The following is a 23,590-nucleotide window of genomic DNA, read 5'->3' as shown; positions in this document are numbered from 1 at the left end:
CCCGTCCTGAGCCCTCAAGCCTCAGCGCTCGATGGTGCCGATGCGGCGGATCTTCTTCTGCAGCAGCAGCACGCCGTAAAGCAGCGCCTCCGCAGTGGGCGGGCAGCCCGGCACATAGATGTCCACCGGCACCACGCGGTCGCAGCCACGCACCACCGCATAGGAATAATGGTAATAGCCGCCGCCATTGGCGCACGAGCCCATGGAGATGACGTAGCGCGGCTCCGGCATCTGGTCGTAGACCTTGCGCAGGGCCGGGGCCATCTTGTTGGTCAGCGTACCCGCGACGATCATCACGTCCGACTGGCGCGGCGAAGCGCGCGGGGCAAAGCCGAAGCGCTCCACGTCGTAGCGCGGCATGGAAACCTGCATCATCTCCACGGCACAACAGGCGAGACCGAAGGTCATCCACATAAGCGAGCCGGTGCGCGCCCAAGTGATGAGGTCGTCAGCCGTCGTGAGCAGGAAGCCCTTGTCGGCAAGCTCCGCGTTGACTTCCTTGAAGAAGGGATCGGTCGCGCCCACCGGCTTGCCGGTAGAAGGGTCGATGATGCCTTTGGGGGCCGCTGCGATTTCCGGCTTGGCCGCAGAAGGGGTCAGTCCCATTCCAGAGCTCCCTTGCGCCACTCGTAGATGAAGCCGACGGTGAGAATGCCGAGGAAGATCATCATGGACCAGAAGCCAAGGTCGCCCAGCCCGCCGAAGGTCACCGCCCACGGGAACAGGAACGCTACCTCGAGGTCGAAGATGATGAACAGGATCGACACCAGGTAGAACCGCACGTCGAAAGTCATGCGGGCATCATCGAAGGCGTTGAAGCCGCACTCGTAAGCCGACAGCTTCTCGGGATCGGGATTGCTGTAGGCCACGAGGAAAGGCGACACGAGCAGCGCAAGCCCGATCACCAGCGACACGCCGATGAAGATCACCACCGGCAGATAATCCATGAGCAAGGCGTTCATGTTGCCCGCACCTCGGGACGCATGGGCGGCAGACTGGAAGGAGCTACCGCGCCGGCCTCGGTTGGAGAAGTTCGAAACACGCCGCAGCCTTAGCCCACCCCCAGATGCGAGGCAAGTGCGCGCTTCGGTGGAGAACGTGCCCCGGAGGGCACGGGCAGAGCCACGGAAAGTCTTGCAGTCACAATGCTTCCGCATCATTCGAAGGCACTGGTACGCAGCGGCACACAGACAACAAATTTCCCACGGCAGGAGCCGAAAACCGGCGGCAAAAAGTGCGGCCGCCGGCGTTCTGCGGACCCGCCGAAGCACCCGGTGACCCTGAGAGCTGCGGCGAATTCATGGCTGCAGAAAGGATCCTGCAGGGAATCACCCGGGCGGCAACGCCGCCGCCCGGGTGAGCGCGCTAGGAGAAGCCTCAGCGGCCACCCATGGGCATGGGCCGCCCCCCGCGCGGCGGCATCTTCGGCCCGCCAGGGCCGCCAACACGCGGCGGAGGACGGAACTGAGTCGGCCCCCCGCCGCGCCCTGGCGCCATGCCGTAACCGGCGCCCTTGGGCGGGCGCATCTGCGAGCCGCGCACCTTGGGGCCTCCCGTCTGCGGGCCGCCCATCTGCGGCGGCCGTACATTCGGCCTGTTGAACTGCGGCGTGCGCAGCTGGGGCGGGCTGATGTGCGGCGGACGCACAAAGCTCGGCTGGCCGGGCGACGGCTTCATGCCAGGGCCCCCGGGACGAGGTGGACGCGCGCCCGCCCCCCCTGGACCTCCGGGTAAGCCAGGGCCGGCGCCGGAATAACCCGGCCCCCCGGGCATGCCGGGACCGCCCGGCCGACCGGGCTTTCCTGGACGGACTGGATAGGCAGGGCCGCCAGCACCGCCGGGAAAGCCGGGGCTGACACCGGCACCGGGGCGACCAGGACGCCCAGGGCCGATACCGGGACCGCCAGGGCCACCGGGCCTTCCCGGATACCCGGGGCCGCCGGGAAACCCGGGACCGATGCCGGGGCCCGGACCCCCAGACCCTCCGGAGCCGCCGCCGGGATAACCCGGACCACCGGGGAGACCGGGCCCCCCCGGCAAGCCGGGCTTGCCGGGCCCGCCCGGATAGCCGGGCCGTCCCGGATAACCTGGGCCACCCGGCACATGGCCCGGGCCGGGACGCCAAGGCTTAAGGCCGCCGCCAGGGCCGGGAATCGGAGCCGGGCCGGGGATTGGCGGACGCGGCCACGGACCGGGTGGGCGCGGCCAGGGGCCCGGTCCCGGAGGACGAGGCCCGGGGCCGGGCCAGGGACCCGGACGCGGCGGACGCCATCCCGGATAGCCCGGCCACACCGGCGGATAAACCCAGCCGCCGCCCCAGTTCCAGGAATTGTTCCAGGCGCTGCCCACCAGCACACCCGCGCCAAAGCCCAAAAGCCCGAGGCCCGCCGTGTTGTAGATGCTGGAGTAGTCGTATTGCGGCACATAGACCACGTCCGGCTGCGCCGGGGTGATGTAAATCGTGCGGGCACCGCCCCCATCGCTGCCGCGCTGGGTGGTGACCACCTGCTCGGGCGTGGTCTGGAGGTTGCCGGCCGCTTCCGCCTTCGCGCGCAGGGCCTGGATGGCGACGGAAACGTCCTCCGGCTGGTTGGCGAAGGCGTAGCCGATGGCGGTGGTGGCCTCCAGATCCTTGTCGAGCTTCCTCACCACCTCGGGAAAGCGCGCCAGCGCCTTCACCGTGGGGTCCCATCTCTGGTCATCGACGCCGGAGAAATCGCCCTTCGCCACCGCTTTCTTGTGCTTCTCCAGCCAGCGCGCCGCTTGGACGATCTGCAGCGGGAAGGTGGTGGCGGGCAGCAGCTGCGCCAGCAGCGGATCGGGATAGAGGGCGTAGGGCGCGAGCAGCTTTTCCAGCTCCGCCACAGTGTAGAGATTCGCGGGCTGCACGGCCCCGCCCGACGCGGGCGGAGCCTGTCCGGACACAGGCAGTTGCTCCGGCGCGGGCGGCGGCGGCGGGGCCGCGTTTCCCGCCACAGGAGCAGGCGCCGCCGGAGCTGAGGCGGCCACAGGCGCCGCCTCCAGCCCGGGTGATGCCGGAACGGCGGCGGCAGGCGCTCCGGGCGCCTCGGGGGTGGAAGCGGCCGGAGCCGTTCCCTGGCTCGGCGTCGCAGCTTCCCCATCCGAGGTGGATACGCCGGCGGCGGGCTGCACGGGTGACGGCGCCACGCCCGCAGGAGCAGCCTCGGGCGCGGATCCAGCGGCCGCCGGCACCGTGCTCGGCACCGATTCCGGCGCAGGTGGCGCAGGAGGTGTCTGCGCCAAGACCGGCCCAACCGTCGACGACCAGCCGAACACCAGCGCCACCGCGATCCGCGACCAGCCGGCGAGCCCCTCGCGTCTTCTTACATCAAGCCCGGAACGCCTGCCCCGCCCCATGGCCATCCTCCCGCCAGATACCGTTGCGGCCAAGCCTAGGTTGAGGCGGGTTCCAAGTCCATGCGGAGTTGCGCGGAATTCGGCCCGCGCGGTTGGGCCGACTGCCGTTAGGGGAGGACTGGCCAGGGAAAATCGAGCACGCCGCGGGTGTAGGTCTCCACCAGCGCGCTGAAGGGCGTACCGTCCGGCAGGGTCAGCACGGCGCGGTGCTCCAGCACGTGGGCGGGCGGCGAAAGCGGCGTACCGGACGCCGTCGGCATGGCGGCGCCCATTTCCCACCCCTCGGGCATTGGTTGCCACAACAGCGTGGCGGACAGGGTCCGACGGTGGAAATCGAGGGGCTGCACCACCCGCCCGAAGGCGGTGTCAGTGGTTTCGAGCCGGTGGTTCATCTCCTCCGTCAGCAGCGCGGGGAGGTACCAGTTGTCGGCTTCCGAAAGCACCCTCTCGCCGCAGCGCAGGCGCACCCGCCGATAGGCGATCCGCTCCTGCGGCCCGGCCCGCAGTGCCTGCCGCACGGCGTCATCGGCGGGCTTTTCCGCCCCCGGACCACGCTCGGCCACGATCCTCGTGCCCTCGGGCGCCAGCCGGTGGGCCGCGCACCAGCGGTCCAGCGTGAGCGTCGCGCTGGGGTGGCTCAGGAGCTCGGCGTTCAGGCTCTCCAGCAGCGCGAGGGCCGCGAGCCGCGCAGGAACACTGTCGGGCCAGACGGTGACGGGCGGCGGCTCGAAGGCCCGCGCGGATGGGATCATGGCACCGACCACGGTGGCGGCGAGAAGCGCGGCAATGGCAGCGCGCGGGGCGGGCGAAAGCATGGACGGGACCGTTTCCTTCCCGTTGGGCGAAGAAAGGCCGCCGCCTTTCTTCGCCCAACGGGAAGGAGGCAGCCCATCCGGCGGCAGGGGGCTATTCCCCGCCGCGCATGGCGGTGTTCACCGCCGCCACCAGCTGCTTCAGCGAGAACGGCTTCGGCAGGAACGCGAAGTGCTCCGAGGGCGGCAGGTTGCGGGCGAACGCCTCCTCCGCGTAGCCGGAGATGAAGATGACCTTCATGGCCGGGTCCCGCGCCCGCAGCTCCTTGAGCAGGCTCGGCCCGTCCATCTCCGGCATCACCACGTCGGAGATGACGAGGTCCACCGGCTGTCCGCCCTTGGCGAGCAATTCCAGCGCCTCCACGCCGCTGGCGGCGGTGAGCACCTCGTAGCCGCGCGCGGAGAGGGCGCGGCTGGCGAAGGCCCGCACCGCGTCCTCGTCCTCCACCAGCAGGATGCGACCCTGCCCGGTGGAATCGCCCATCTTCACTTCCGGCTCCGCCGCACGCTGGGGCTCGGCTTCCTCGGAGGGCACATAGCGCGGCAGGAACACCCGGAACACGCTGCCCTTGCCCGGCTCGCTGGCCGCCAGGATGGTGCCGCCCGTCTGCTGCACGATGCCGTAGACGGTGGAAAGGCCGAGTCCGGTGCCCTTGCCCACTTCCTTGGTGGAGAAGAAGGGCTCGAAGATCTTGTCGATGATGTCCGGCGGAATGCCGGTGCCGGTGTCCTCCACCTCCACCACCACATAGTCGGCGGGGGCGAGGTTGCCGGCGCCGTAGGCAGCGCAGGCGCCGGCCGGCACGTTGGCCGTGCGCACGGTCAGCGTGCCGCCGTCGGGCATGGCGTCGCGCGCGTTCACCACCAGGTTGACGATGACCTGCTCGAACTGGTTCACGTCCACCTTCACCGGCCACAGGTCGCGCGCGTGCTGCACCTCCAGCGTGATGCGCTCGCCGATGAGGCGCCGCAGCAGCTCGGACACGTCGGAGATGACGTCCGTGAGCTCCACCGCCTGGGGGCGCAGGGTCTGCCGCCGCGAGAAGGCGAGCAGCTGGCGCACCAGGGCCGCAGCGCGGTTAGCGTTCTGCTTGATCTGCATGATGTCCGGGAAGGACGGATCGCTCGGCCGGTGCTTGGCCAGCAGCAGGTCGCAATAGCCGATGATGGCGGTGAGCACGTTGTTGAAGTCGTGCGCCACGCCACCGGCGAGGTGCCCCACCGCCTGCAGCCGCTGGGACTGGGCGAACTGCGCCTCCAGGGCCTTCTGCTCGGAGGTATCGATGGCGCACAGGGCGATGTCGTCCCCCGGCCCCGCCGCCACGCCCAGCGGCGCCGCATAGAGCCGGGCGGAGCGACCGCCGGCCCCCGTGGCCGTGACGTCACACGAGCCCGACGGCTGCGCGCCGGAGCGCGCCTCGCCCAGGAAGGCGTCCACCGCCGCAGCGTCGCGCTCGGAGATAACCGCGCGCAGGGGCTTGCCGGCCGCTGCGGCATCAGGGCCGAACAGGCGTGCGAAGGCCGCGTTGGCGGCGCGGATGCGGCCCTGGGCATCCAGCAGCGCGAGCGCGACCGGCGCCCGCAGGAAGAAGCGGTCCACATCGCCCGCGGCCCGCGCCGGTGCGGACGCGGGGGTGGGCTGGGTGGCCGGCGCCGCCGGAGCCGCGCCGGAAGCCGACAGCACCGAGCGCGGCAGGATGATGGCCGTGGCCTCGCCGGCGGCATCGCACACGCCGAGGCGCATGAACACCGCGAGAGCGCGCCCGTCCTTGCGGGTCAGGTCCAGCTCCAGGCTCGCCGGGCCACGCCCGGCGCCGAGCGCGCCGCGCAGGTAGGAAACATGAGCAGGCGCCACCACCTCCTGGAGCGCCATGCCCTCCACCGGCCATTCGGCCAGGCTGTAGCCGAGCAGGCGGCACAGGCTGGCGTTGGCCAGCCCTACCTTCTCACGGCCAAAGCGGGCGACGCCGGCCGGCGCGCGCTCCCACGCCTCCAGCAGGGCGGCGGCGGTTTCCTCGTCGAGCGCGGCAGGCGGTGCGGCCTCCACCACCGCCTCCGCGGGGCGCGCGGCTGCCGCCTTGGCGGCGGGCGGCGCTGCAACCGGCGGCGCTTTGGCAGTTTGCGGCGGAGATTTCGCAACAGACGGCTCAGGGACCTTGCTGACCGTCGTTGCAACGGACGCAGCCCCGACAGCGCCTTCGGGACCGACGCGCGGACTGCTGTCCGTCGCCACGCCTGGTGCTGCGGCCCTGGGCGTGGCGGGCGCCGGCGCCGCGGCTGCGGAGACCGGCGCCGAAGCCTGTGCGGCGGGTGCAGCCCGGGATGCCGCGGACGCCGAAGCGGCGGCAGGGGCCTGAGATGCGCCAGCGGAGGCCGGTGCGACAGGGCCGGCCTGGGACGTGCCGGCGGATGCGGCAGCCACCGGCGCGGCCGCGGGGCTGGCCGCCTCCTGCGCCTCTATGACGCGAAGACTCCACAGCACCCGGCGCCGGCTGTCGAGGGGCTGCACGGAAATCTCGATCTGCCGGCCGCCGCTGCCGGAATCGAAGCTGATGCGGCGGGTGAAGGCCTTGCCGTCCGCCACCGCGTTGAGCAGCTCGGACATGGCGGCCTGGGTGCCGGGCACCCGCGAGAGGAAACGTTCCGGGCTCGGGGGCTCGCCGCGTTCGTTGCGGCACATGGCGCGATAGGCGGCGTTGGCCTCCACCACCCGCTCGCCATCCTCCACCACGGCCATGGCATCCGCGGAATCGGCGACCACCGCCGGCTTCGCGACCTCGCCGGTCTCGGCCTCGCCGTTCAGCCCCTTCCACAGCCGCAGGAGCGCCCACAGCGCGCCGAACACGGCAAAGCCGCCGATCAGCCCTGACAGGAACGGGCCGGCCGCGCCCGTATAGGCCACCACCGCAGCCGACGCCGACGCCAGGAGGGCGACGCCAGCCAGGGCCACTGTGCGCAGCGCCTGGCCACCGAGACGCGCCCGGGCGGTCGACCGGGGTGCGTGCCCCGCCGCATTCGTCTTGCTCATCGCACACCCTTTTTTCTTCCGCGCCGAGGCACCGGTCCGCTCCCCGCGCAGCCGCACATGCATACGCGCAGATTCGTCACCGACTGAAATCCTGCCATGATTATCAACAAATGCTTAAGTGGTGAGCCTTAACATGCAGACGCAGAGTCATCCGCCCGCTATGACTCGAAACCCCGAAGGCTGCGCGACGGAGGCGTGATGTTACAGCAGTTGTTTGGCGCGGAGCTCGATTTTTCGGTTCGCCTCGCGATCTCCGTAGTCGTGATCGCCGCCTTGCTCGGCATCACCGTCTTCGTGATGCGCAGGCTGGGCGCCGGCATGCCGGGACGAGCCGCCGGACGCGGACGCCCCGGCCCCCGCCTCTCCATCGTCGACGCGATCTCCCTCGATCCGCGCCGCCGGCTCGTGCTGGTGCGCCGCGACGATGTGGAGCACCTGCTGCTCACCGGCGGCAGCAACGACGTGGTGGTGGAACAGAACATCAACGGCAGCCGAGCCGCCGCCCCCGCGCGCCCCGCCACCCCGATCGAGCGGGAGGCCCAGCGCTCCGTGCCCTCCGCCGCGAAGGCACCGCTGGCCGCGCCGCGGCCGGACGCGGCCCGCGAGAAGACTCAGCTTCCGCCCACCCCGCAGGCTGAGGCCCTGGCTGCCGCCGCTCCGGCGGCCGCGCTCTCGGCTCCGGCCGCCGAGCCCCGCATGCCGCCTCGCATGCCCGAGATCCAGCGCCGCCCGGCACCGGTGGAGCCCCCTGCGGTGGAGCGGCCGGCCGCACCTGTCGATGCCGAAGCCTCAGCTGAGGAAGAATATGCCGCCGGACGCCCGCCGCAGCGGGTGACGGCCCGCGCCCCTGCGCCGGAGCCCAGGCCCGCCGCGGAACCCACGGTTGCCACCGCGGACAAGACGCCGCAGGAACGCGCCGACGAGCTGCGTCTGGCGGCCGACCGTCGCAAGGCCCAGGCCGCAGCCCTGCGCCAGCGCCTGCCCGCGCTCCCCGACGACCAGAAGCGCGAGGCCGCCGAGACCATCAAGCGGATCGATCGCAGGGTCGCCGCCTTGCTGCAGGAGGCCGACCGGCTGGTTTCGGAGGAAGCCGCGCCCGAGCCCGCCGCCATCCAGCCCCGCCTGTCCGAGGATGCCGCCAAGCGCGGTCTCGCCCTCCTGCTGGGGACCGGGCGACCGGGTGTGAAGGGCACCGATGCGGCTGAAGCGCCCTTCGCCGGCGCGGGAGAAAGCGAAAAGGCAGCAGCCCGCAAAGCCGCTGTAGAGAAGGCTGCCACCGAAAAGGCAGCCATGGAAAAAGCCGCTGCGGAACGCGCCGCGGCCGAAAAGGCAGCAGCGGAGCGCGCCGCTGCGGAGAAGGCGGCGGCCGAAAAGGCTGCCGCGGAAAAGGCAGCTGCGGAACGCGCCGCTGCGGAAAAGGCGGCGGCCGAAAAGGCTGCCGCGGAAAAGGCAGCTGCGGAACGCGCCGCTGCGGAAAAGGCGGCGGCCGAGAAGGCAGCCGCAGAGAAGGCGGCAGCGGAACGCGCCGCTGCGGAAAAGGCGGCGGCCGAGAAGGCAGCCGCAGAGAAGGTGGCAGCGGAGCGTGCCGCTGCAGAGAAGGCGGCGGCCGAAAGGGCTGCGGAAAATGCGCTCGCCGATCAGATCGCGGCGGAGATGGCTGCCGCGCTGGAGGTTTCGGCTCTGGACCGCGCAGCACCCGCCGTTGCCCCTGTGGTGGAGGCGCCGGCCCACCCCGCCCTCCGGCCTGCTGCGCGCCTGGATGCCGCGCCTGAAGTGCGCCCCCACGCGGCCGTGGAGCCGCAGCTGCGGGAAATGGCGCAGCGCCTCGATGCCGCGCTCGCCCGCCCGCAGGACGACAGCCTGCGTCTCTCCCTGTCCGACCTCCTCGAGGACATTGAGGGCGCCGCCGCCGAGGTGAATACGCCCGTCGCCGCTCCGGCTGAACAGCCCCGCATCGTGGTGCCCCCGCGCCACGCTGAAGCCACGGCGCCGCGTGTGGAGCCGAAGGCCCGCGCCGGAGCGGCCTCGGCCGACTACGCACGCTTCCTTTCGGACGAAGCGACCTCCCCGAATGACGCCCCTGCGGAGACGACCGCCCGCGCCAAGGCGCGGGAGCTGTTTTCCGACGGCTGGCTGCGTGCCACCCGGCGCGCGGATCATCCGGAGGAGCCGGCGCGCAAGGCGCCCGAGGTCACCACCCTGCCGAGCCGCGCGACCGAGCCCGTCCGCGTGGTGCGTGAGCCCGTGCTTTCCGCCCGCCCGGCCGAAGCGGGACCGCTTGCCGATGTCCTGCCCAGGATGGTCCCCGACGCGACCATCACCAAGCCGGCCGCAGCGCCGGCCGAAGAGAAAAAAGCCGCAGACGACGATGCCGGCTTCCTGGACGAGTTCGATGCGGAGATGGCGACCTTGCTGGGCCGCACGCCGTCCTCGCGATGACCGGCTCCGGGGAGCGGGCCAAGGCCCTGCTCCCCGCTCCGAAGAGAGCGGATCAAGAAAAAAGCCGGCCCCGATGTCTCGGGGCCGGCTTTTTCGTCCGTGGTGCGCTTGGCAGCACCCCGCCGCCTGGCAAAGGGAACCGCCCGACGCTCGCGAACCCGAGCGTCAATCGTCGCGATACACCCGCTCGCGACGCTCATGCCGCTCCTGCGCCTCCACCGAAAGGGTGGCGATGGGACGCGCTTCCAGCCGCTTGAGCGAGATCGGCTCTCCGGTGTCCTCGCAATAGCCGTAGCTCCCGTCTTCGATCCGCTGGAGGGCGGCATCGATCTTGGAGATCAGCTTGCGCTGGCGATCACGGGCCCGCAGCTCGATGGAGCGGTCGGTCTCCGACGACGCCCGGTCGGCGAGGTCGGGATGGTTCTGGTTCTCGTCCTGAAGGTGCTGCAGGGTTTCACGCGCTTCCCGCAGGATATCGTCCTTCCAGCGCAACAGCTTCAGCCGGAAATATTCCCGCTGCCTGTCATTCATGAAGGGCTCGTCCTCACGGGGCCGATAGTCCTCGTCGAGTTGGATCGACATCAGCCATGTCCTCAAAAAAGCGTCGTTGATCCCCGCGGTACAGGATCCGCCCGCCCGGCCTCCGGCAGATGCGGCAAAGCCTGCCCCGTCGACGAACTGGAGCGGCGTCCCACCATCAAGCGCGGCGAGGCGACCTTTCCCGGCAGGAATGACGCTCCAAGGTCGCCGCGCTTATATCGACGCCGTCCGCCCACGACAACTGTCATTGCCAGCGGCCCCGATCGGGCGCACATCGCGACGGGGCTTGACGAAGTCCCCGCCCCTGCCGACCCTGCCGCAGCGCAGCAGCGGCTTCGGCGCCTTCGCCCATGGCCTGCGTCGTCGCAATGCCGCCGCAACCACCGGCTGCGCGCGCGGCCACTGCGTCCCCGCGACGCACGGCCGTGCGCCCGGACAGGGAAGGCCCGCCGGCCCAACGAGGAAGAGAGCGTCCATGCGTTTCGAGGGCACCGAGAGCTATGTCGCCACCGACGACCTCAAGGTCGCGGTCAACGCCGCCATCGTCCTGGAGCGTCCGCTGCTGGTGAAGGGCGAGCCCGGCACCGGCAAGACGGTGCTGGCCCAGGAAGTGGCCCAGGCCCTGGGCGCGCAGCTCATCGAATGGCACGTGAAGAGCACCACCAAGGCCCAGCAGGGACTCTACGAGTATGACGCCGTCGCACGCCTGCGCGACAGTCAGCTCGGCGATCCCAAGGTGCACGACATCGCCAACTACATCCGCAAGGGCAAGCTCTGGAGCGCCTTCGCCGCCGACGAGCGGCCGGTGCTGCTCATCGACGAGGTGGACAAGGCCGACATCGAGTTCCCCAACGACCTGCTGCAGGAACTCGACCGCATGGAGTTCCACGTCTACGAGACGGGCGAGCAGGTGAAGGCGCGCCGGCGCCCCGTGGTCATCATCACCTCCAACAACGAGAAGGAGCTGCCCGACGCCTTCCTGCGCCGCTGCTTCTTCCACTACATCCGCTTCCCCGACGCCGAGACCATGCGCGCCATCGTGGAGGTGCACTTCCCCGGCATCAAGCAGCGGCTGGTGAGCGAGGCGCTGCGCCTGTTCTACGAGCTGCGCGAGGTGCCCGGCCTGAAGAAGAAGCCCTCCACATCCGAGCTCATCGACTGGCTGAAGCTGCTCATGGCCGAGGACGTGGACGCCGACACCCTGCGCGCGCAGGACCTGCGCAAGGCCATCCCCCCGCTCCACGGCGCGCTTCTGAAGAACGAGCAGGACGTGCACCTTTTCGAGCGCCTCGCCTTCCTCGCCCGTCGCGAGGGCCGTTGACGGTGGACGCCTCCATCATCCTGCCGCTGCTGGTGGCGCTGGTGCCCATCGCGCTGTTCTTCGCCCTGGTGCGCCGCCGCCGCGGGACCGAGGCACCGTCGCGCGCCCCCACCGCTGAGGTATCCGAGCCCGCGGCCGACTTCGGCCTCGCCCGCGATACCGATTCGGAGACGCCCGCCCCCGCCGCCGAATCCTCCGCAAGCAGCACCGCAGGCGCGGCGGCCGCTGCCGCGGGCGGCGCCCTCATCATCGGCTATGGCGCCAGCCATCGGTCGGACGCAGGGGAAGAGAAAGGCGGCGATCATGCGCCGGATCGCGACGGCAGCGGCCACGGCGGTCGGCAGGGATAGCGCCCGAGAACCTCACCGGGAAGGGGCCCATCCGCCTGGGAAGCACCCCTCTCCGGCCTTCACGGGAATTGAAAGGCCAGCGCTCGGGTGCCGGAAGAGACGTCCGGCCCCCGCTGATCCGCCGTGGCAAAGCCCGAGGCCTTGCCCTCCCCTTTGGCGTGGAGACGCGCGGCCGGATCACCCCGAAGCTCGGACGAAGGCGAGAAGCGCCTTATCAGGCGCGGCGCACGACCGCCCGGCTCACCACCAGGCCTTGCCGATGTTGAAGGTATAGCTCAGCGAGACGCCGGTGCGGAACTGGCCGCGGTCGGTGGTGAGCGGGGAGTCGCCGGCATCGCCGAGCAGGTAGCCGTAGCCGCCGTAGACGCCCGCCTCGAAGCCGTTGCGGAAATTGTAGGTGAGTTGGCCGGTGACGCCGACGAGATCGAAGCCTCCACCCGCCTGATACACCGGCAGCGGATTGCCCATGGCGGTGGCGGTAAGCGACTGCAGCGGCGTGATGCCGAAGTACGTCTCCATGTAGCCGGAGCCGGCGTAGGAAAGGCGCGGCCCGACCGCGAAGCGCCAGCGGTCCAGGGTGTAGATGAAATCAGCCGCAAGATCTCCGGCGACGCCGGAGAAGCTGCCCATGCCGTAGCGCAGCTCCGCGCGCAGGCGCAGCCAGTCGAACGCGTACCACTCGGCGAAGCCGCCGGCCTCCACGCCCATGCCGATGTCGCCCATGCCGGTCAGCCGGTCGGAGGCGTCCTCGTCCCGCCCCCAGTCGAGCCGACCCACGGCGCCCAGGCGGAAGGTCCCGGTATCCAGGAAGGCGATGGAGGGATTGTCGTCCACGCTGCGGAAGACGTTGAGCTGGCTCGCCTTGGAAATGGAGAAGATGGCACCGGGCCGGACGGTGTAGCTGCCGGAGCCGGGATAATCCGGCTCCAGGCGGCCGGAGACGCCGAGGGTGAGGTACCAGTCCTCGATGGTGGCCCGCGGCGCGGCGGACGACCCCGACGCAAGGTCCCCCGCCATGGCGCCCCCGGTGGCGCAGAGCGCAAGACACGCCGTGATGAGACCCCGCCCGAACACCGCCATGAAACACCTCGAATGAGCACGCTGACCTGCGCTTCCGCCGGCAGGAAACAACCGGCCGGCAGCCCGCTTCCAGCGCGCCTCGAATCAGCCGAGGCCATCGCGCAGTGCGGAGCGGGAAATCTAGCCGCATCATGTTCATTCGTGGTTGCAAAAATAGCACTGCCATTCCGTCCCCGCCCATCACCGCCGGCGCGCGGACCTTGCGGAGCGGCCAGAGGCATCATTCCCGCGGCAAACTCGTGGGACGCTCTTCCCCGGCCGAGTTCTCCGGAAGTACAATCCCTCGGCCATCGGCGAAACAGCTTCCGCGCAGCCGGAATAGCAGCACGCCCAGGGAGGGAAAGACGCGCCATGACTGGGCGAGACCGCAGCCCGGCCTAGCCATGCGGCCTGCAACGATGAAAATCGAGGTACTCTCGAACCTTCTATACATGCCCTACCGCCACGGAGCGGTGGCGCTTTCGCCGTTGATGGTTGACATGCCGTAAAGCCGCCGCCGCGCCTCCGCTACAGGATGGTTCTGCAGCGTGTTCCCCCACCTCGCGTCAGAAGGATTTTGTCATGACCGGAGCAGCCACCGAGCAGCATGCCACCCTGGGCGACGAGAGCTTCATGTCGGCAGACGACCTGCGGCACTACATGCAGGAGCTGGAACAGGCGAAGCTCAGCAAGGAGCTTGCCGCCATGGACCGGGAGGAGCAAGCGAGGGCAGAGCTGGTGAAGACCCTCTCCGCGCCCCTCGACCTGACCCCCGACGTGCTGCACGGCATCGCCCAGAACCTCATCAACAAGATGAAGCTGGCCGCCCAGCGCGGCGAGACCGAAATCATGGTCATGCGCTTCCCCAATACCCTGTGCACGGACAAGGGACGCGCCATCAACAACGCCGAGGAGGGCTGGCCCGACACCCTCACCGGCCGGCCGCGCCAGGCCTTCGAGCTGTGGCGCGACCACCTGCGCCAGGGCCACTACAAGCTGAAGGCCATGATCGTGGACTGGCCCAACGGCATGCCGGGCGACGTGGGCTTCTTCCTCAGCTGGGCCTGAGGGCGCCCGCGCATCCGCGAAGCCGACGCCCCCTCCAGCCGGCACCGCCCGCCGGAGGGGCACGCCGTGGCGAAACGACGACACAGCCCAAGGAGCACCGCCATGAGCAAGGACAGGAAGGACAAGCACGGCAAGGGCAAGGCCGAGGACGCCAACACCGGAGGTGACACCGCCCGCCCCGATGGAAGCGACGCCCCGCAGGACGCCGCCGCGCTGGCGGAGCCAGGCCCGCCGGAGCGCATGAAGCGCAAGGCCTACGAGGCTCACCTGAAGGATCTGCATGCCGAGCTGGTGAAGCTCCAGCTCTGGGCGAAGCAGACCGGCGCCAAGGTCTGCATCGTGTTCGAGGGCCGCGACGGCGCCGGCAAGGGTGGCGTCATCAAGGCCATTCTGGAACGTGTGAGCCCACGCATCTTCCGCGTGGTCGCCCTGCCCCCGCCCACCGAGCGGGAGAAGTCGCAGATGTTCATCCAGCGCTACGTGCCCCACTTCCCCGCGGCGGGCGAGATCATGATCTTCGACCGCTCCTGGTACAATCGCGCCGGGGTGGAGCGGGTCATGGGCTTCTGCACCGAGGACCAGGCGAAGAAGTTCCTCATGGGCACCCCGCTGGTGGAGAAGGCCATGGCGGAATCCGGCATCATCCTGCTGAAATACTGGCTGGAGGTCTCGGAGGACGAGCAGACCCGCCGCATGGAGAGCCGCATCGACGATCCGCGGAAGGTCTGGAAGCTCTCGCCTATGGACCTCGAGTCCTATTCGCGCTGGTACGACTACTCCCGCGCGCGGGACGAGATGTTCGCCGCCACCGACACCGAGTGGGCGCCCTGGTACGTGGTGCATTCCGATGACAAGAAGCGCACACGGCTCAATGTCATCTCCCACATTCTCTCCAAGATCCCCTACGAGGAAGTTCCGCACGAAAAGGTGAAGCTGCCGAAGCGCGACAAGCCCCACGGCTACGAGCCCTCCGACCGCCCCTTCCGCACGGTGCCGGAACGCTTCTGAGCCGGAACGCTCTGAGATGAATGGGGCGGCTTCGACGCCGCCCCGCCGCACTATTCCGCGGCCGCGCGCGGCTTGCGCGCCTGGGCGGCGGCTTCGGCGGCGGCATCGGCCGCCTCCTCCTGCGCGTGGCGGCCGGAGATGGCGTGGTGCACCACCTGGTCGAGCCGGTCGAGATAGAGATAGACCACCGGCGTGATGAACAGCGTGAGCATCTGCGACACCAGCAGGCCGCCCACCACCGCCACGCCCAGCGGCTGGCGCAGCTCCGACCCGGCGCCCGCGCCGAGGGCGATGGGCAGCACACCGAAGATGGCCGCCAGCGTCGTCATCATTATGGGCCGGAAGCGCAGCAGGGCCGCGGTGCGGATGGCATCATGGGCGCTGAGGCCGGCGCGACGGCGCTCCAGGGCCACGTCGATCATCATGATGGCGTTCTTCTTCACGATGCCCACCAGCATGATGATGCCGATGATGGCGATCACCGAAAGCTCCATGCCCGCCACCATCAGCGTGATGAGCGCGCCGATGCCCGCTGAGGGCAGGCCGGACAGGATGGTGAGCGGGTGGATGAAGCTCTCGTAGAGCACGCCCAGCACCATGTAGATGACCAGCACCGCCGCCAGGATGAGCAGCACCTGGTTGCCCAGCGCATCCTGGAACACCTGCGCCGTGCCCTGGAAGCCGGTGATGATGCTGGCCGGCAGGTCGGCCACCCGCGTCGCCTCGCCGATCTCCGCCACCGCCTGGCCGAGGGAGGTGCCGGGCGCGAGGTTGAAGGAGACGGTGACGGCGGGCTGCTGCTGCTGGTGCGCCACCTGGAGCGGGCCCACCGTGCGGCGGATGTCGGCCACCGTCTCGATGGGGACCACCGCGCCGGAAGCGGTGCGCAGGTACACGCGCGAGAGGTCGGCCGCATCCTTCTGGAAGCGGGGCTGCGCCTCGGCGATGATGGAATACTGGTTGGTGTCGGTATAGAGGGTCGCCACCTGCCGGGTGCCGAACTGGGTGTAGAGGGCGTCGCGCAGCATCTGCTCGGTGATGCCGAGGGCGGCCGCCTTGTCCTTGTCCAGGTCGATGGTGAGCTGCGGATTGGTGATCTGCAGGTCGCTCGTCACGTCCCGCAGGCCCGGCAGCTTGGCGATTTCCGCCTCCATGCGCTGGGCGGCCTCGTAGAGGGTCTTCGAATCCGAGCTCTGCAGGGTGAACTGGAACTGGCTCTTGGACTGTACCCCGCCCACGGAGATGTTCTGCACCGGCTGGAAGAACACCCGCACGCCCGGCACCTGCGCCACGCGCTTGCGCAGCTCCTGGATCACGCCGTTGGCGGAAAGGGCCCGCTCGTCGCGCGGCTTCAGGGCGACGAAGAGGCGGCCGGTGTTGGTGGTGCGGCTCGACCCCGTGGCGCCGGCGGTGGAGACCAGATAGGCGACGCTCGGGTCCTGGCGCACCACGTCCGCCACCTGGCGCTGGCGCTCCACCATAGCGTCGAAGGAGGTATCGGTGGCGGCCTCCACCGTGCCGGTGATGAAGCCGTTGTCCTCCTGCGGGAAGAAGCCCTTGGGAATGATGACGTAGAGATAGGCCGAGAGGCCGATGGTCGCGAACGTCACCAGCAGCATCAGGAAACGGTGCCGCAGCACCACATCCAGCGCCACCCGGTAGGCGCCGAGCCAAGCGTCGAACATGCGCTCTGTCACGCGGAAGAACAGGCTCGGCCGGCGCGCGTGGTCCGGTGCCTTCATCACGCGGGCGCACAACATGGGCGTGAGCGTGAGCGAGACGAAGCCCGAGACCAGAATGGCCACCGAGATGGTCACCGCGAACTCGCGGAAGATGCGCCCCACCACCCCGCCCATGAACAGCACGGGGATGAACACCGCCACCAGCGAGAGCGTCATGGAGATGATGGTAAAGCCGATCTCCCGCGAGCCGATGATGGCGGCGCGGAACGGCTTCACCCCTTCCTCCATGTGCCGGTAGATGTTCTCCAGCACCACGATGGCGTCATCCACCACGAAGCCCACGCACAAGGTGAGCGCCAGCAGCGTCATGTTGTTGATGGAGTAGCCGAACAGCCACATGGCCGCGAAGGTGGCGATGATGGACAGCGGCAGCGCCAGCGACGGCACGATGGTGGCGCGCACGTTCCGCAGGAACAGGAAGATCACCAGCACCACGAGGACGATGGCCTCGAACAGGGTCTTCTGCACATCCGCCACCGCCTCCCGGATGGAGGTGGAGCGGTCCATCAGAACGTTGATGTCCACCGAGGCGGGAAGCTGCGCGCGGAAGGCCGGCAGGTGGTTCTTCACCTCGTCCACCACGGCCACGGTGTTGGCATCGGGCTGGCGCACCACGGCGACGATGATGGCGCGGTCGTCGTTGAACCAGCTCGCCACGCGCTCGTTTTCCACCCCGTCGCTGACGCGGGCGATCTCGTCGAGCCGCACCGGGGCGCCGTTGCGCCAGGCCACCACCAGCCGGCGGAACTGGTCCGCGCTGGCGCTGGCGGTGCCCATGTCGATGGTGAAGGTCTGCTTGGGGCCGGAGAGCACGCCGATGGGCGTGTTGGAGGCGGCCGCCTGCACCGCACCCTGGATATCGGATGCCGAGATGTTGCGCGCCGCGGCCGCCGCCGGGTCCACGCGGATGCGCACCGCATATTTCTGGCTGCCGTAGATCTGCACCTGCGCCACGCCGGGAAGCTGGGAGATCTGCTGGCCGATCAGCGTGTCCGCATATTCGTTCACGGCCGAGAGGGGCAGCGTGCCCGAGGAGATGGCGAGCAGAATCACCGGCGCGTCGGCGGGATTGACCTTGCGGAAGCTCGGCGGCGTGGTCATCTCGTCCGGCAGTTGGCGCTGCGCCACGGAAAGGGCGGACTGCACGTCGAGCGCGGCGGCGTCGATGTCGCGGTTCAGGTCGAACTGGACGGTGATGGAGGTCGAGCCCTGGGTGCTCGACGAGGTGAGCGAGGAGATGCCGGCGATGGTGGCAAGCTGGCGCTCGATGGGCGTGGCCACCGCCGTCGCCATGGTCTCCGGGCTGGCGCCGGGCAGGGTCGCGGTGACGGTGATGGTGGGGAAGTCCACCCGCGGCAGCGCGGCGACGGGAAGCTGGCGATAGGCGAACAGGCCGGCCACCACCAGCGCCAGCATCAGCAGCGTGGTCATCACCGGCCGGCGGATGCACAGTTCCGCGAGCATGGCCTCAGCTCCCCGTGGCCGGAGCGGCGGGCCGCTTGACGTTCACCCGGCTGCCGTTGCGCAGGGCGAGCTGGCCGTCGGTGACCACAGTCTCCGTGCCGTCGAGCCCCTTGGCGATCACCGCCTCCCCGTCCACGGTACGGGCCACCGTCACCGGCCGCACGCGCGCGAGCCCGTCTTCCACCACGAACACGAACGAACCGTCCTGGCCCACCTGCACCGTCTCGCCGGGAATGGTGACGGCATTTTCCTCCACCCGCAGCGTCACGGTGACGGCGCCGAGGGTGCCGGGCCACAGGCGCTCGTCCTCGTTGGGGAACACGGCGCGCACGGTGATGGTTCCGGTCTGCGGGTCGACGGTGTTGTCGATCACCGCCACCTTGCCGCCGGAGATGGTCTCGCCCGAGCCCTGGAGGGTGATGGCCACATGGGCGTCATCGGCCCGGCGCACCTCGGTGAGGTAGCGCTCGGGCAGGCCGAAGGCGACATAGATGGGCTTGAGCTGGCGCACGGTGGCGAGGGTGTCGTCGGCCTTGATGACCGCGCCGGCACGCACCGCCGAGACGCCCATGCGCCCGCTGACCGGCGAGCGGATCTCGTAATAGCCGCGCTGCACCTTGAGGGCGTGCAGGTTGGCCTCGTCCTGCGCCACGGTGGCCTGCTGCATGTCGGCGGTGGTCTTGGCGTCCTCCACCTGCACCTGGGACACGGCATTGCGGGTGACGAGGCTCGAATAGCGCTCCACGTCGCGCCGCGCCTTGTCGAGCTGCGAGCGGTCCTTGGCCAGGGTGGCCTCGCCCTGGCTGATCTGCGCGTCGATGACACGGGAATCGAGCACGAACAGCAGGTCACCGGCCGCCACCACGGCGCCGTCCTGGAAGCCCACCTTGTCCACCTCCGCGGCAACGCGGGAGCGGATGGGAACCGTCACCATGGCCTCGACGGTGCCGAGCGCCTCCACGCGCACCGGCATCGGCTTGCGCGCCGCGCGAGCGACCAGCACTGCCGTAGCGCGGGGCTGCGCCTCCGCCGCGCCGGCGGGTGCCTTTGTGGCCCATGGCTTCTCCTGCCACGCCCACACGCCGGCTCCCGCCGCCGCGAGGCAGAATACCGCCACGAGGACCCGCCCGCCGCGCCTTCGCCCGTCTGTCGTCATACCACCCTCGATCCCGCCCCCGGGCCACCCGGCCCCGATGTCGCCGCGATGCAACGCCACTCCTTCGGGCAGGTCCAATTACGGTTTGGACAGGTTTGAAGGCGAATGCGCGGCGGATGGTCGCCGCTGACGCAAGGGGATGCCCAGACTTCCCAAAGGTCAGGCGCCGAGCCGCAGCCCCGCGAGCCGCTCCAGGGCCCGGTCCAGGGTGGCGTCGCTCTTGGCGAAGCAGAAGCGCACCACGCTCCTCACCGCATCCTGCGCGTAGAAGGCCGAGACCGGAATGGCAGCCACCCCGTGGGCCTTCACCAGATCGAGGCAGAAGGCTTCGTCATCGGGCGCGTTGGAGTGGGCGGAGAGGTCCACGGTGAGGAAATAGGTGCCCTCCGCCGGCAGCACCCGGAAGCCGAGCGCCGAGAGCCCGCGCGTCAGCCGGTCGCGCGAGCGCTGGAGGCCGGCACGCATGGCGGTGAAATAGCCGTCCTCCTTGCCGAGCCCGTAGGCCACTGCCGCCTGGAGGTTCGGCGGCGTGGTGAAGGTGAGGAACTGGTGGGCCTTGGAAACCACCTTCATCAGCGGCGGGGCGGCGAACACCATGCCCACCTTCCAGCCGGTCATGCCGAAGATCTTGCCGGCGGAAGAGATCTTCACCGTGCGCTCGCGCATGCCGTCGAGCGCCATCAGCGGCGTGAACCCGATATCGTCGAACACGATGTGCTCCCACACGTCGTCGCACACCGCATAGGCGCCGAAGCGCAGGCAGAAGTCCGCCAGCAGCTGCAGCTCGGCGCGGGAATGCACGGTGCCGGTGGGGTTCTGCGGATTGTTGAGCAGCACCAGCTTGGTGCGGTCCGAGAATGCCGCCTTCAGCTTCTCCTCGGTGATGGCCCAGGAGGGCGGCTCCAGGCGCACCAGCCTGGCGATGCCGCCGGCGCGCTGCACCAGCGGCAGGTAGGCATCATAGAGCGGCTGGAACAGCACCACCTCGTCGCCGGGCTCGATGAGGGCGAACAGGGCAGCGGCCAGCGCCTCGGTGGCGCCGGAAGTCACCATCACCTCGGTGTCGGGATCGAGATCGAGCCCCTGCCAATGGCGGAAATGGGCGGCGGCCGCCTGCCGCAGCTCCGGCAGGCCCATCATGGAGGGATACTGGTTCCAGCCGTTGAGCACCGCATCGGCCGCCTTCTCGCGCACGTCGAGCGGGCCGGGGTCGTCCGGGAAGCCCTGGCCCAGGTTCACCGCATCATGGGTGCGGGCGAGTTGCGACATCACCTCGAAGATGGTGGTGGGCAGGGCCGAATAGATGGTGTTGAGGGGACGCAGCGGAGCGGAGAAGGTCATGGTGTGCATCGTCTGATTGGGGCCGCGCCCATCGGCGCCGGCCGCCTGCCGTTTAGCCCCTTCGCCGGCACAGCGAAAGAGCGATCCACCCCGCCCCGGCGCCGTCAGCGCACGCCTTCGGGCCCGGCGAGGGGCTTCAGCGCCGCCAGCAGCGCCTCCTGCGTCACCTCCGCCATGGGGCACAGCACCTTCGCCGCCTCGGTGCGGCGGCCGGGGCGCATCACCAGCACCACCGTTTCGGCACCGCCGCAGGCCGGATCGCCGCAGGAAATCTCGGACACGGAAACCGTCGCGTCCGCATCGAGCTGGAGCGCCGTCCGCACCCGATCGGCGAGCGCGCGGGCCGCGTCACGGCTTCCGTCCGCCTCGCCCCGCCTCCGCATGAACAATCGCATGGTCCCGCTCCCGCCGTGGCGCCGGCCCGCTTCTGCCCGCGTCGCGAGGCGGGAAGATGGCCGCGCGGTTGCCGAAGCGCAAACGGGCGCCGGGCCCGCGCGGCACGCATCATTCGTCGTCCGCGTCCGGCTCCGGCAGGCCGAGCAGGCCGCGCAGCCGGCGCAGACCGCGGCGCAGCCGCCCCCCTTCCAGCCGCAGCACCGCCCAGGTGACGCGCCCGTCATCCACGTCCCGCACCTCGATCATCGCCCGGCCGTAGACGATGCGCATGCCCGGCGCCACGCGGTCGCTGGCCCGGTCCGCGAAGGCATCGGCGATGCTGAGGCCCCATTCCTCCTGCGGCACCGGCAGGCCATAGAGCCCCGCGAGGTCGCCCAGCCGCACCGCGCCGACGAAGGGGAAGGCCGCCACGTCGGTCGTCGCCGCCGCTGCGTCCTGCTGGCGGAACAGGCGGTCGAGCCCGTGCACCCGCTGCGGCGGGGCGAGCACATAGGCATAGTCGCCCGTCCGCAACTGGCCCGCCGCCTCCGGCGTCAGGGTCTGGCCGCCGCGCGCCACCATCACCAGCCGCGCCCAGGCGGGCAGCGCGCCGGGCGTGCCGGCCGGCGCGCCTTCCGCGACCGGATAGGCCACCAGCTCCACATCCATCTGCCCCGGCAGGTCGATTTCGAACCGACGCACCGAGGGCATGGGATCTGAGAGCGCCACCCCGAACCGCCGGGCGGCGGGCACCATGGTCCAGCCGTGCAGCACCAGCGACACCGCCACCACCGCGAAGGCGACGTTGAAATACACCTCTGCATGGGGCAGGTGCGCCAGCATGGGAATGGTGGCGAGGAAGATGGACACCGCCCCGCGCAGCCCCGCCCAGGAGATGAAGGCCTTCTCGTCCAGCGAGAAGCGGAACGGCGACAGGCAGGCAAATACCGCCGCCGGCCGACCCACCAGGATGAGGAACGCCGCCACCCCCAGCGCCGGCAGCGCATATTCCAGGATCTTCTGCGGCGACACCAGGAGCCCCAGCATCACGAACATGACGATCTGGCACATCCAGGTCACGGCATTGAGGAAGCTGGTGATGGGCGCGATGGCGCGCACAGGCCTGTTGCCCATGACGAACCCCGCGAGGAACACCGCCAGGAAGCCGGAGCCGTGGGCCAGCGAGGTGAGCGCGAACAGCAGCACCGCCACCGCCACCGCCAGCACCGGATGCAGCCCGCCCGGCAAGGCGAGCCGGTTCATCAGCGCCGCCAGCACCACGCCGCCCGCCACCCCGAACGCCGCGCCCACCGCCAGCTCGCGCGCCACCCCCAGCAGCACCATGGGCCCGGGGTCCGAAAGGTTCGAGGAGAGCAGTTCCACCAGCAGCACCGTGAGGAACACCGCCGCGGGATCGTTGGTGGCCGATTCCAGCTCGATGGTGGAGCCCACCCGCCGGCCGAGGTGCAGGCCCTGGGCGTGCATCAGGAAGAAGACCGCAGCAGCGTCGGTGGAAGCCACGATGGCGCCGACCAGGAAGCCCTCCATGGGCGACAGCTTCAGCAGCGGCGTGGCCACCAGCCCCACCAGCGCCGCCGTCAGCACCACCCCCACCGTGGCGAGGGTGACCGCCGGCGCCACCGCGCCCCGCAGGGCGCTCATGCGCATGCGCAGCCCGCCGTCGAACAGGATCACCGCCAGCGCCGCCGAGCCCACCATGTAGGTGGCCCAATAGTCATTGAAGTGGATGCCGCCGGGCCCGCCCTCACCCGCCAGCACGCCCACCAGCAGGAACAGCAGCAGAATGGGCGCGCCGAAACGGGCGGCAAGCAGGCTCGACAGGGTGCCCGCGACCAGCAGCGCGGCTACAACCAGAAGAACGGCATTGGAGACGACCACCGAGCTCATTGCGCCACGTCACCCCACTGTAAGCCGCTCATGATGCGCACCTGCAACAGTAGCGCCACCGGCGGCTGGCGCGTAAGGTCCGGATTGTTGCGGAAATTCTTGGGCGGTTCCGGGGGCATGCCGAACGCGTTCGCAAGGATTCTGGAAATGCCGTGGCTCGGCAACGTCAGTGCATATCTCATCGTCCCGTTCGCCATCGTGGCCAACGGCCTGTGGGCGAGGCAGGCAGAGACCATCTGCCTCGATCGAGACCTGGCGATCGATATCGCTCAGACAGAAAGCGAATTTGCTTCGGGAGTTGGCATCTATCCTCTCGATGCGGAGGGCCGCTGCCTGACGGCGGCACCCATAGCCTGGTACGGGCTTTCCGAACCGCCGACGGACGCAAGCGCGAGCATCGCGCTCATCAGCACCATCCGCGTGGGAACCGCCGCTGCGGGCGCGGAAGCCGGCCCGCGGCTTCATTGAACACGCGCGAATTGAACCATAATCCGGTTCACTTCTGAGAATTCACGCGATTCCATAGCCCGCGTCGCGCTCCCATAATGTGGCGCCCTGCACTTGGCAGCGGCCGCCGCCGTGCCGGGGCGTCCGATCGCGA

Annotated in this window: 18 protein-coding genes; 6 read left to right on the top strand and 12 right to left on the bottom strand. The window is 70.0% G+C overall.

Annotated elements, in window-relative coordinates:
* Positions 1-21: 21 nt before the first annotated feature.
* From V5F61_RS02625 to V5F61_RS02605, 5 genes are all read right to left on the bottom strand, one after another.
* Entirely contained in the window at positions 22-606 is a 585-nt protein-coding gene (locus tag V5F61_RS02625) for a NuoB/complex I 20 kDa subunit family protein (protein WP_393987206.1), read from the bottom strand.
* Positions 597-962 (bottom strand): NADH-quinone oxidoreductase subunit A, encoded by a 366-nt coding sequence (locus tag V5F61_RS02620; RefSeq protein ID WP_393987205.1) that lies wholly within the window; start codon positions 960-962, stop codon positions 597-599. The genes V5F61_RS02625 and V5F61_RS02620 overlap by 10 nt, the downstream gene beginning before the upstream one ends.
* Positions 963-1,377: 415 nt before the next feature.
* Positions 1,378-2,889 carry a DUF3300 domain-containing protein gene (locus V5F61_RS02615; protein ID WP_393987204.1) on the bottom strand — a complete coding sequence of 504 codons (1,512 nt, stop codon included), beginning with the start codon at positions 2,887-2,889 and terminating at the stop codon, positions 1,378-1,380.
* A gap of 596 nt (positions 2,890-3,485) precedes the next feature.
* On the bottom strand, positions 3,486-4,193 hold the full coding sequence (locus V5F61_RS02610; RefSeq protein ID WP_393987203.1) for a hypothetical protein: 708 nt from the start codon (positions 4,191-4,193) through the stop codon (positions 3,486-3,488).
* A 91-nt stretch (positions 4,194-4,284) separates the two neighbouring features.
* The gene (locus tag V5F61_RS02605; RefSeq protein WP_393987202.1) at positions 4,285-7,218 is read right to left on the bottom strand and encodes a hybrid sensor histidine kinase/response regulator; all 2,934 of its coding nucleotides are present in this window, start codon (positions 7,216-7,218) and stop codon (positions 4,285-4,287) included.
* 198 nt (positions 7,219-7,416) lie between these two features.
* Here V5F61_RS02605 and V5F61_RS02600 point away from each other — a divergent pair, with 198 nt between their 5' ends.
* On the top strand, positions 7,417-9,657 hold the full coding sequence (locus V5F61_RS02600; RefSeq protein ID WP_394103998.1) for a flagellar biosynthetic protein FliO: 2,241 nt from the start codon (positions 7,417-7,419) through the stop codon (positions 9,655-9,657).
* 165 nt (positions 9,658-9,822) lie between these two features.
* On the opposite strand, the gene dksA is transcribed toward V5F61_RS02600, so the two are convergent.
* On the bottom strand, positions 9,823-10,239 hold the full coding sequence (gene dksA, locus V5F61_RS02595) for an RNA polymerase-binding protein DksA (RefSeq protein WP_393987200.1): 417 nt from the start codon (positions 10,237-10,239) through the stop codon (positions 9,823-9,825).
* A gap of 433 nt (positions 10,240-10,672) precedes the next feature.
* Between dksA and V5F61_RS02590 the strand changes: the two genes are divergently transcribed.
* Positions 10,673-11,518: an AAA family ATPase gene (locus V5F61_RS02590; RefSeq protein ID WP_393987199.1), complete on the top strand. Its 846-nt coding sequence runs from the start codon at positions 10,673-10,675 to the stop codon at positions 11,516-11,518.
* Positions 11,515-11,868 (top strand): hypothetical protein, encoded by a 354-nt coding sequence (locus tag V5F61_RS02585; RefSeq protein ID WP_393987198.1) that lies wholly within the window; start codon positions 11,515-11,517, stop codon positions 11,866-11,868. The genes V5F61_RS02590 and V5F61_RS02585 overlap by 4 nt, the downstream gene beginning before the upstream one ends.
* Before the next feature lie 240 nt (positions 11,869-12,108).
* Here the strand turns inward: V5F61_RS02585 and V5F61_RS02580 are convergent, their stop codons facing one another.
* Positions 12,109-12,948 carry a MipA/OmpV family protein gene (locus V5F61_RS02580; RefSeq protein ID WP_394103997.1) on the bottom strand — a complete coding sequence of 280 codons (840 nt, stop codon included), beginning with the start codon at positions 12,946-12,948 and terminating at the stop codon, positions 12,109-12,111.
* A gap of 561 nt (positions 12,949-13,509) precedes the next feature.
* Here V5F61_RS02580 and V5F61_RS02575 point away from each other — a divergent pair.
* Positions 13,510-13,995, top strand: coding sequence for a hypothetical protein (locus V5F61_RS02575; protein ID WP_393987196.1), 486 nt, complete (start codon positions 13,510-13,512; stop codon positions 13,993-13,995).
* A gap of 240 nt (positions 13,996-14,235) precedes the next feature.
* Entirely contained in the window at positions 14,236-15,003 is a 768-nt protein-coding gene (gene ppk2, locus V5F61_RS02570) for a polyphosphate kinase 2 (protein ID WP_393987451.1), read from the top strand.
* A gap of 50 nt (positions 15,004-15,053) precedes the next feature.
* Here the strand turns inward: ppk2 and V5F61_RS02565 are convergent, their stop codons facing one another.
* From V5F61_RS02565 to V5F61_RS02545, 5 genes are all read right to left on the bottom strand, one after another.
* A complete protein-coding gene (locus tag V5F61_RS02565; RefSeq protein ID WP_393987195.1) occupies positions 15,054-18,209 on the bottom strand; it encodes an efflux RND transporter permease subunit in 3,156 nt (1,051 codons plus the stop codon).
* A gap of 4 nt (positions 18,210-18,213) precedes the next feature.
* The gene (locus V5F61_RS02560) at positions 18,214-19,365 is read right to left on the bottom strand and encodes an efflux RND transporter periplasmic adaptor subunit (RefSeq protein ID WP_393987194.1); all 1,152 of its coding nucleotides are present in this window, start codon (positions 19,363-19,365) and stop codon (positions 18,214-18,216) included.
* 159 nt (positions 19,366-19,524) lie between these two features.
* Positions 19,525-20,706, bottom strand: a complete 1,182-nt coding sequence (locus tag V5F61_RS02555; protein ID WP_393987193.1) for an aminotransferase — start codon at positions 20,704-20,706, stop codon at positions 19,525-19,527.
* Positions 20,707-20,810: 104 nt separating this feature from the next.
* Positions 20,811-21,101 carry a hypothetical protein gene (locus tag V5F61_RS02550; protein ID WP_393987192.1) on the bottom strand — a complete coding sequence of 97 codons (291 nt, stop codon included), beginning with the start codon at positions 21,099-21,101 and terminating at the stop codon, positions 20,811-20,813.
* Positions 21,102-21,210: 109 nt separating this feature from the next.
* On the bottom strand, positions 21,211-22,989 hold the full coding sequence (locus V5F61_RS02545; RefSeq protein WP_393987191.1) for a potassium/proton antiporter: 1,779 nt from the start codon (positions 22,987-22,989) through the stop codon (positions 21,211-21,213).
* A gap of 117 nt (positions 22,990-23,106) precedes the next feature.
* Here V5F61_RS02545 and V5F61_RS02540 point away from each other — a divergent pair, with 117 nt between their 5' ends.
* Positions 23,107-23,457, top strand: a complete 351-nt coding sequence (locus tag V5F61_RS02540) for a hypothetical protein (RefSeq protein WP_393987190.1) — start codon at positions 23,107-23,109, stop codon at positions 23,455-23,457.
* Positions 23,458-23,590 lie beyond the last annotated feature (133 nt).

This window comes from Xanthobacter sediminis (assembly GCF_043195015.1).
GTDB lineage: Bacteria > Pseudomonadota > Alphaproteobacteria > Rhizobiales > Xanthobacteraceae > Xanthobacter.
This window is presented reverse-complemented; position numbering and strand designations above follow the sequence as displayed.

Excerpts from the sequence above, each read along its gene's own strand:
- V5F61_RS02560 (WP_393987194.1), bottom strand. The coding sequence starts at position 19,365 with ATGACGACAGACGGGCGAAGGCGCGGCGGGCGGGTCCTCGTGGCGGTA.
- V5F61_RS02580 (WP_394103997.1), bottom strand. The coding sequence starts at position 12,948 with ATGGCGGTGTTCGGGCGGGGTCTCATCACGGCGTGTCTTGCGCTCTGC.
- ppk2 (WP_393987451.1), top strand. The coding sequence starts at position 14,236 with ATGAAGCGCAAGGCCTACGAGGCTCACCTGAAGGATCTGCATGCCGAG.
- V5F61_RS02555 (WP_393987193.1), bottom strand. The coding sequence starts at position 20,706 with ATGACCTTCTCCGCTCCGCTGCGTCCCCTCAACACCATCTATTCGGCC.
- V5F61_RS02545 (WP_393987191.1), bottom strand. The coding sequence starts at position 22,989 with ATGAGCTCGGTGGTCGTCTCCAATGCCGTTCTTCTGGTTGTAGCCGCG.
- V5F61_RS02620 (WP_393987205.1), bottom strand. The coding sequence starts at position 962 with ATGAACGCCTTGCTCATGGATTATCTGCCGGTGGTGATCTTCATCGGC.
- dksA (WP_393987200.1), bottom strand. The coding sequence starts at position 10,239 with ATGTCGATCCAACTCGACGAGGACTATCGGCCCCGTGAGGACGAGCCC.
- V5F61_RS02610 (WP_393987203.1), bottom strand. The coding sequence starts at position 4,193 with ATGCTTTCGCCCGCCCCGCGCGCTGCCATTGCCGCGCTTCTCGCCGCC.
- V5F61_RS02540 (WP_393987190.1), top strand. The coding sequence starts at position 23,107 with ATGCCGAACGCGTTCGCAAGGATTCTGGAAATGCCGTGGCTCGGCAAC.
- V5F61_RS02605 (WP_393987202.1), bottom strand. The coding sequence starts at position 7,218 with ATGAGCAAGACGAATGCGGCGGGGCACGCACCCCGGTCGACCGCCCGG.
- V5F61_RS02565 (WP_393987195.1), bottom strand. The coding sequence starts at position 18,209 with ATGCTCGCGGAACTGTGCATCCGCCGGCCGGTGATGACCACGCTGCTG.
- V5F61_RS02575 (WP_393987196.1), top strand. The coding sequence starts at position 13,510 with ATGACCGGAGCAGCCACCGAGCAGCATGCCACCCTGGGCGACGAGAGC.
- V5F61_RS02590 (WP_393987199.1), top strand. The coding sequence starts at position 10,673 with ATGCGTTTCGAGGGCACCGAGAGCTATGTCGCCACCGACGACCTCAAG.
- V5F61_RS02600 (WP_394103998.1), top strand. The coding sequence starts at position 7,417 with ATGTTACAGCAGTTGTTTGGCGCGGAGCTCGATTTTTCGGTTCGCCTC.
- V5F61_RS02625 (WP_393987206.1), bottom strand. The coding sequence starts at position 606 with ATGGGACTGACCCCTTCTGCGGCCAAGCCGGAAATCGCAGCGGCCCCC.
- V5F61_RS02550 (WP_393987192.1), bottom strand. The coding sequence starts at position 21,101 with ATGCGATTGTTCATGCGGAGGCGGGGCGAGGCGGACGGAAGCCGTGAC.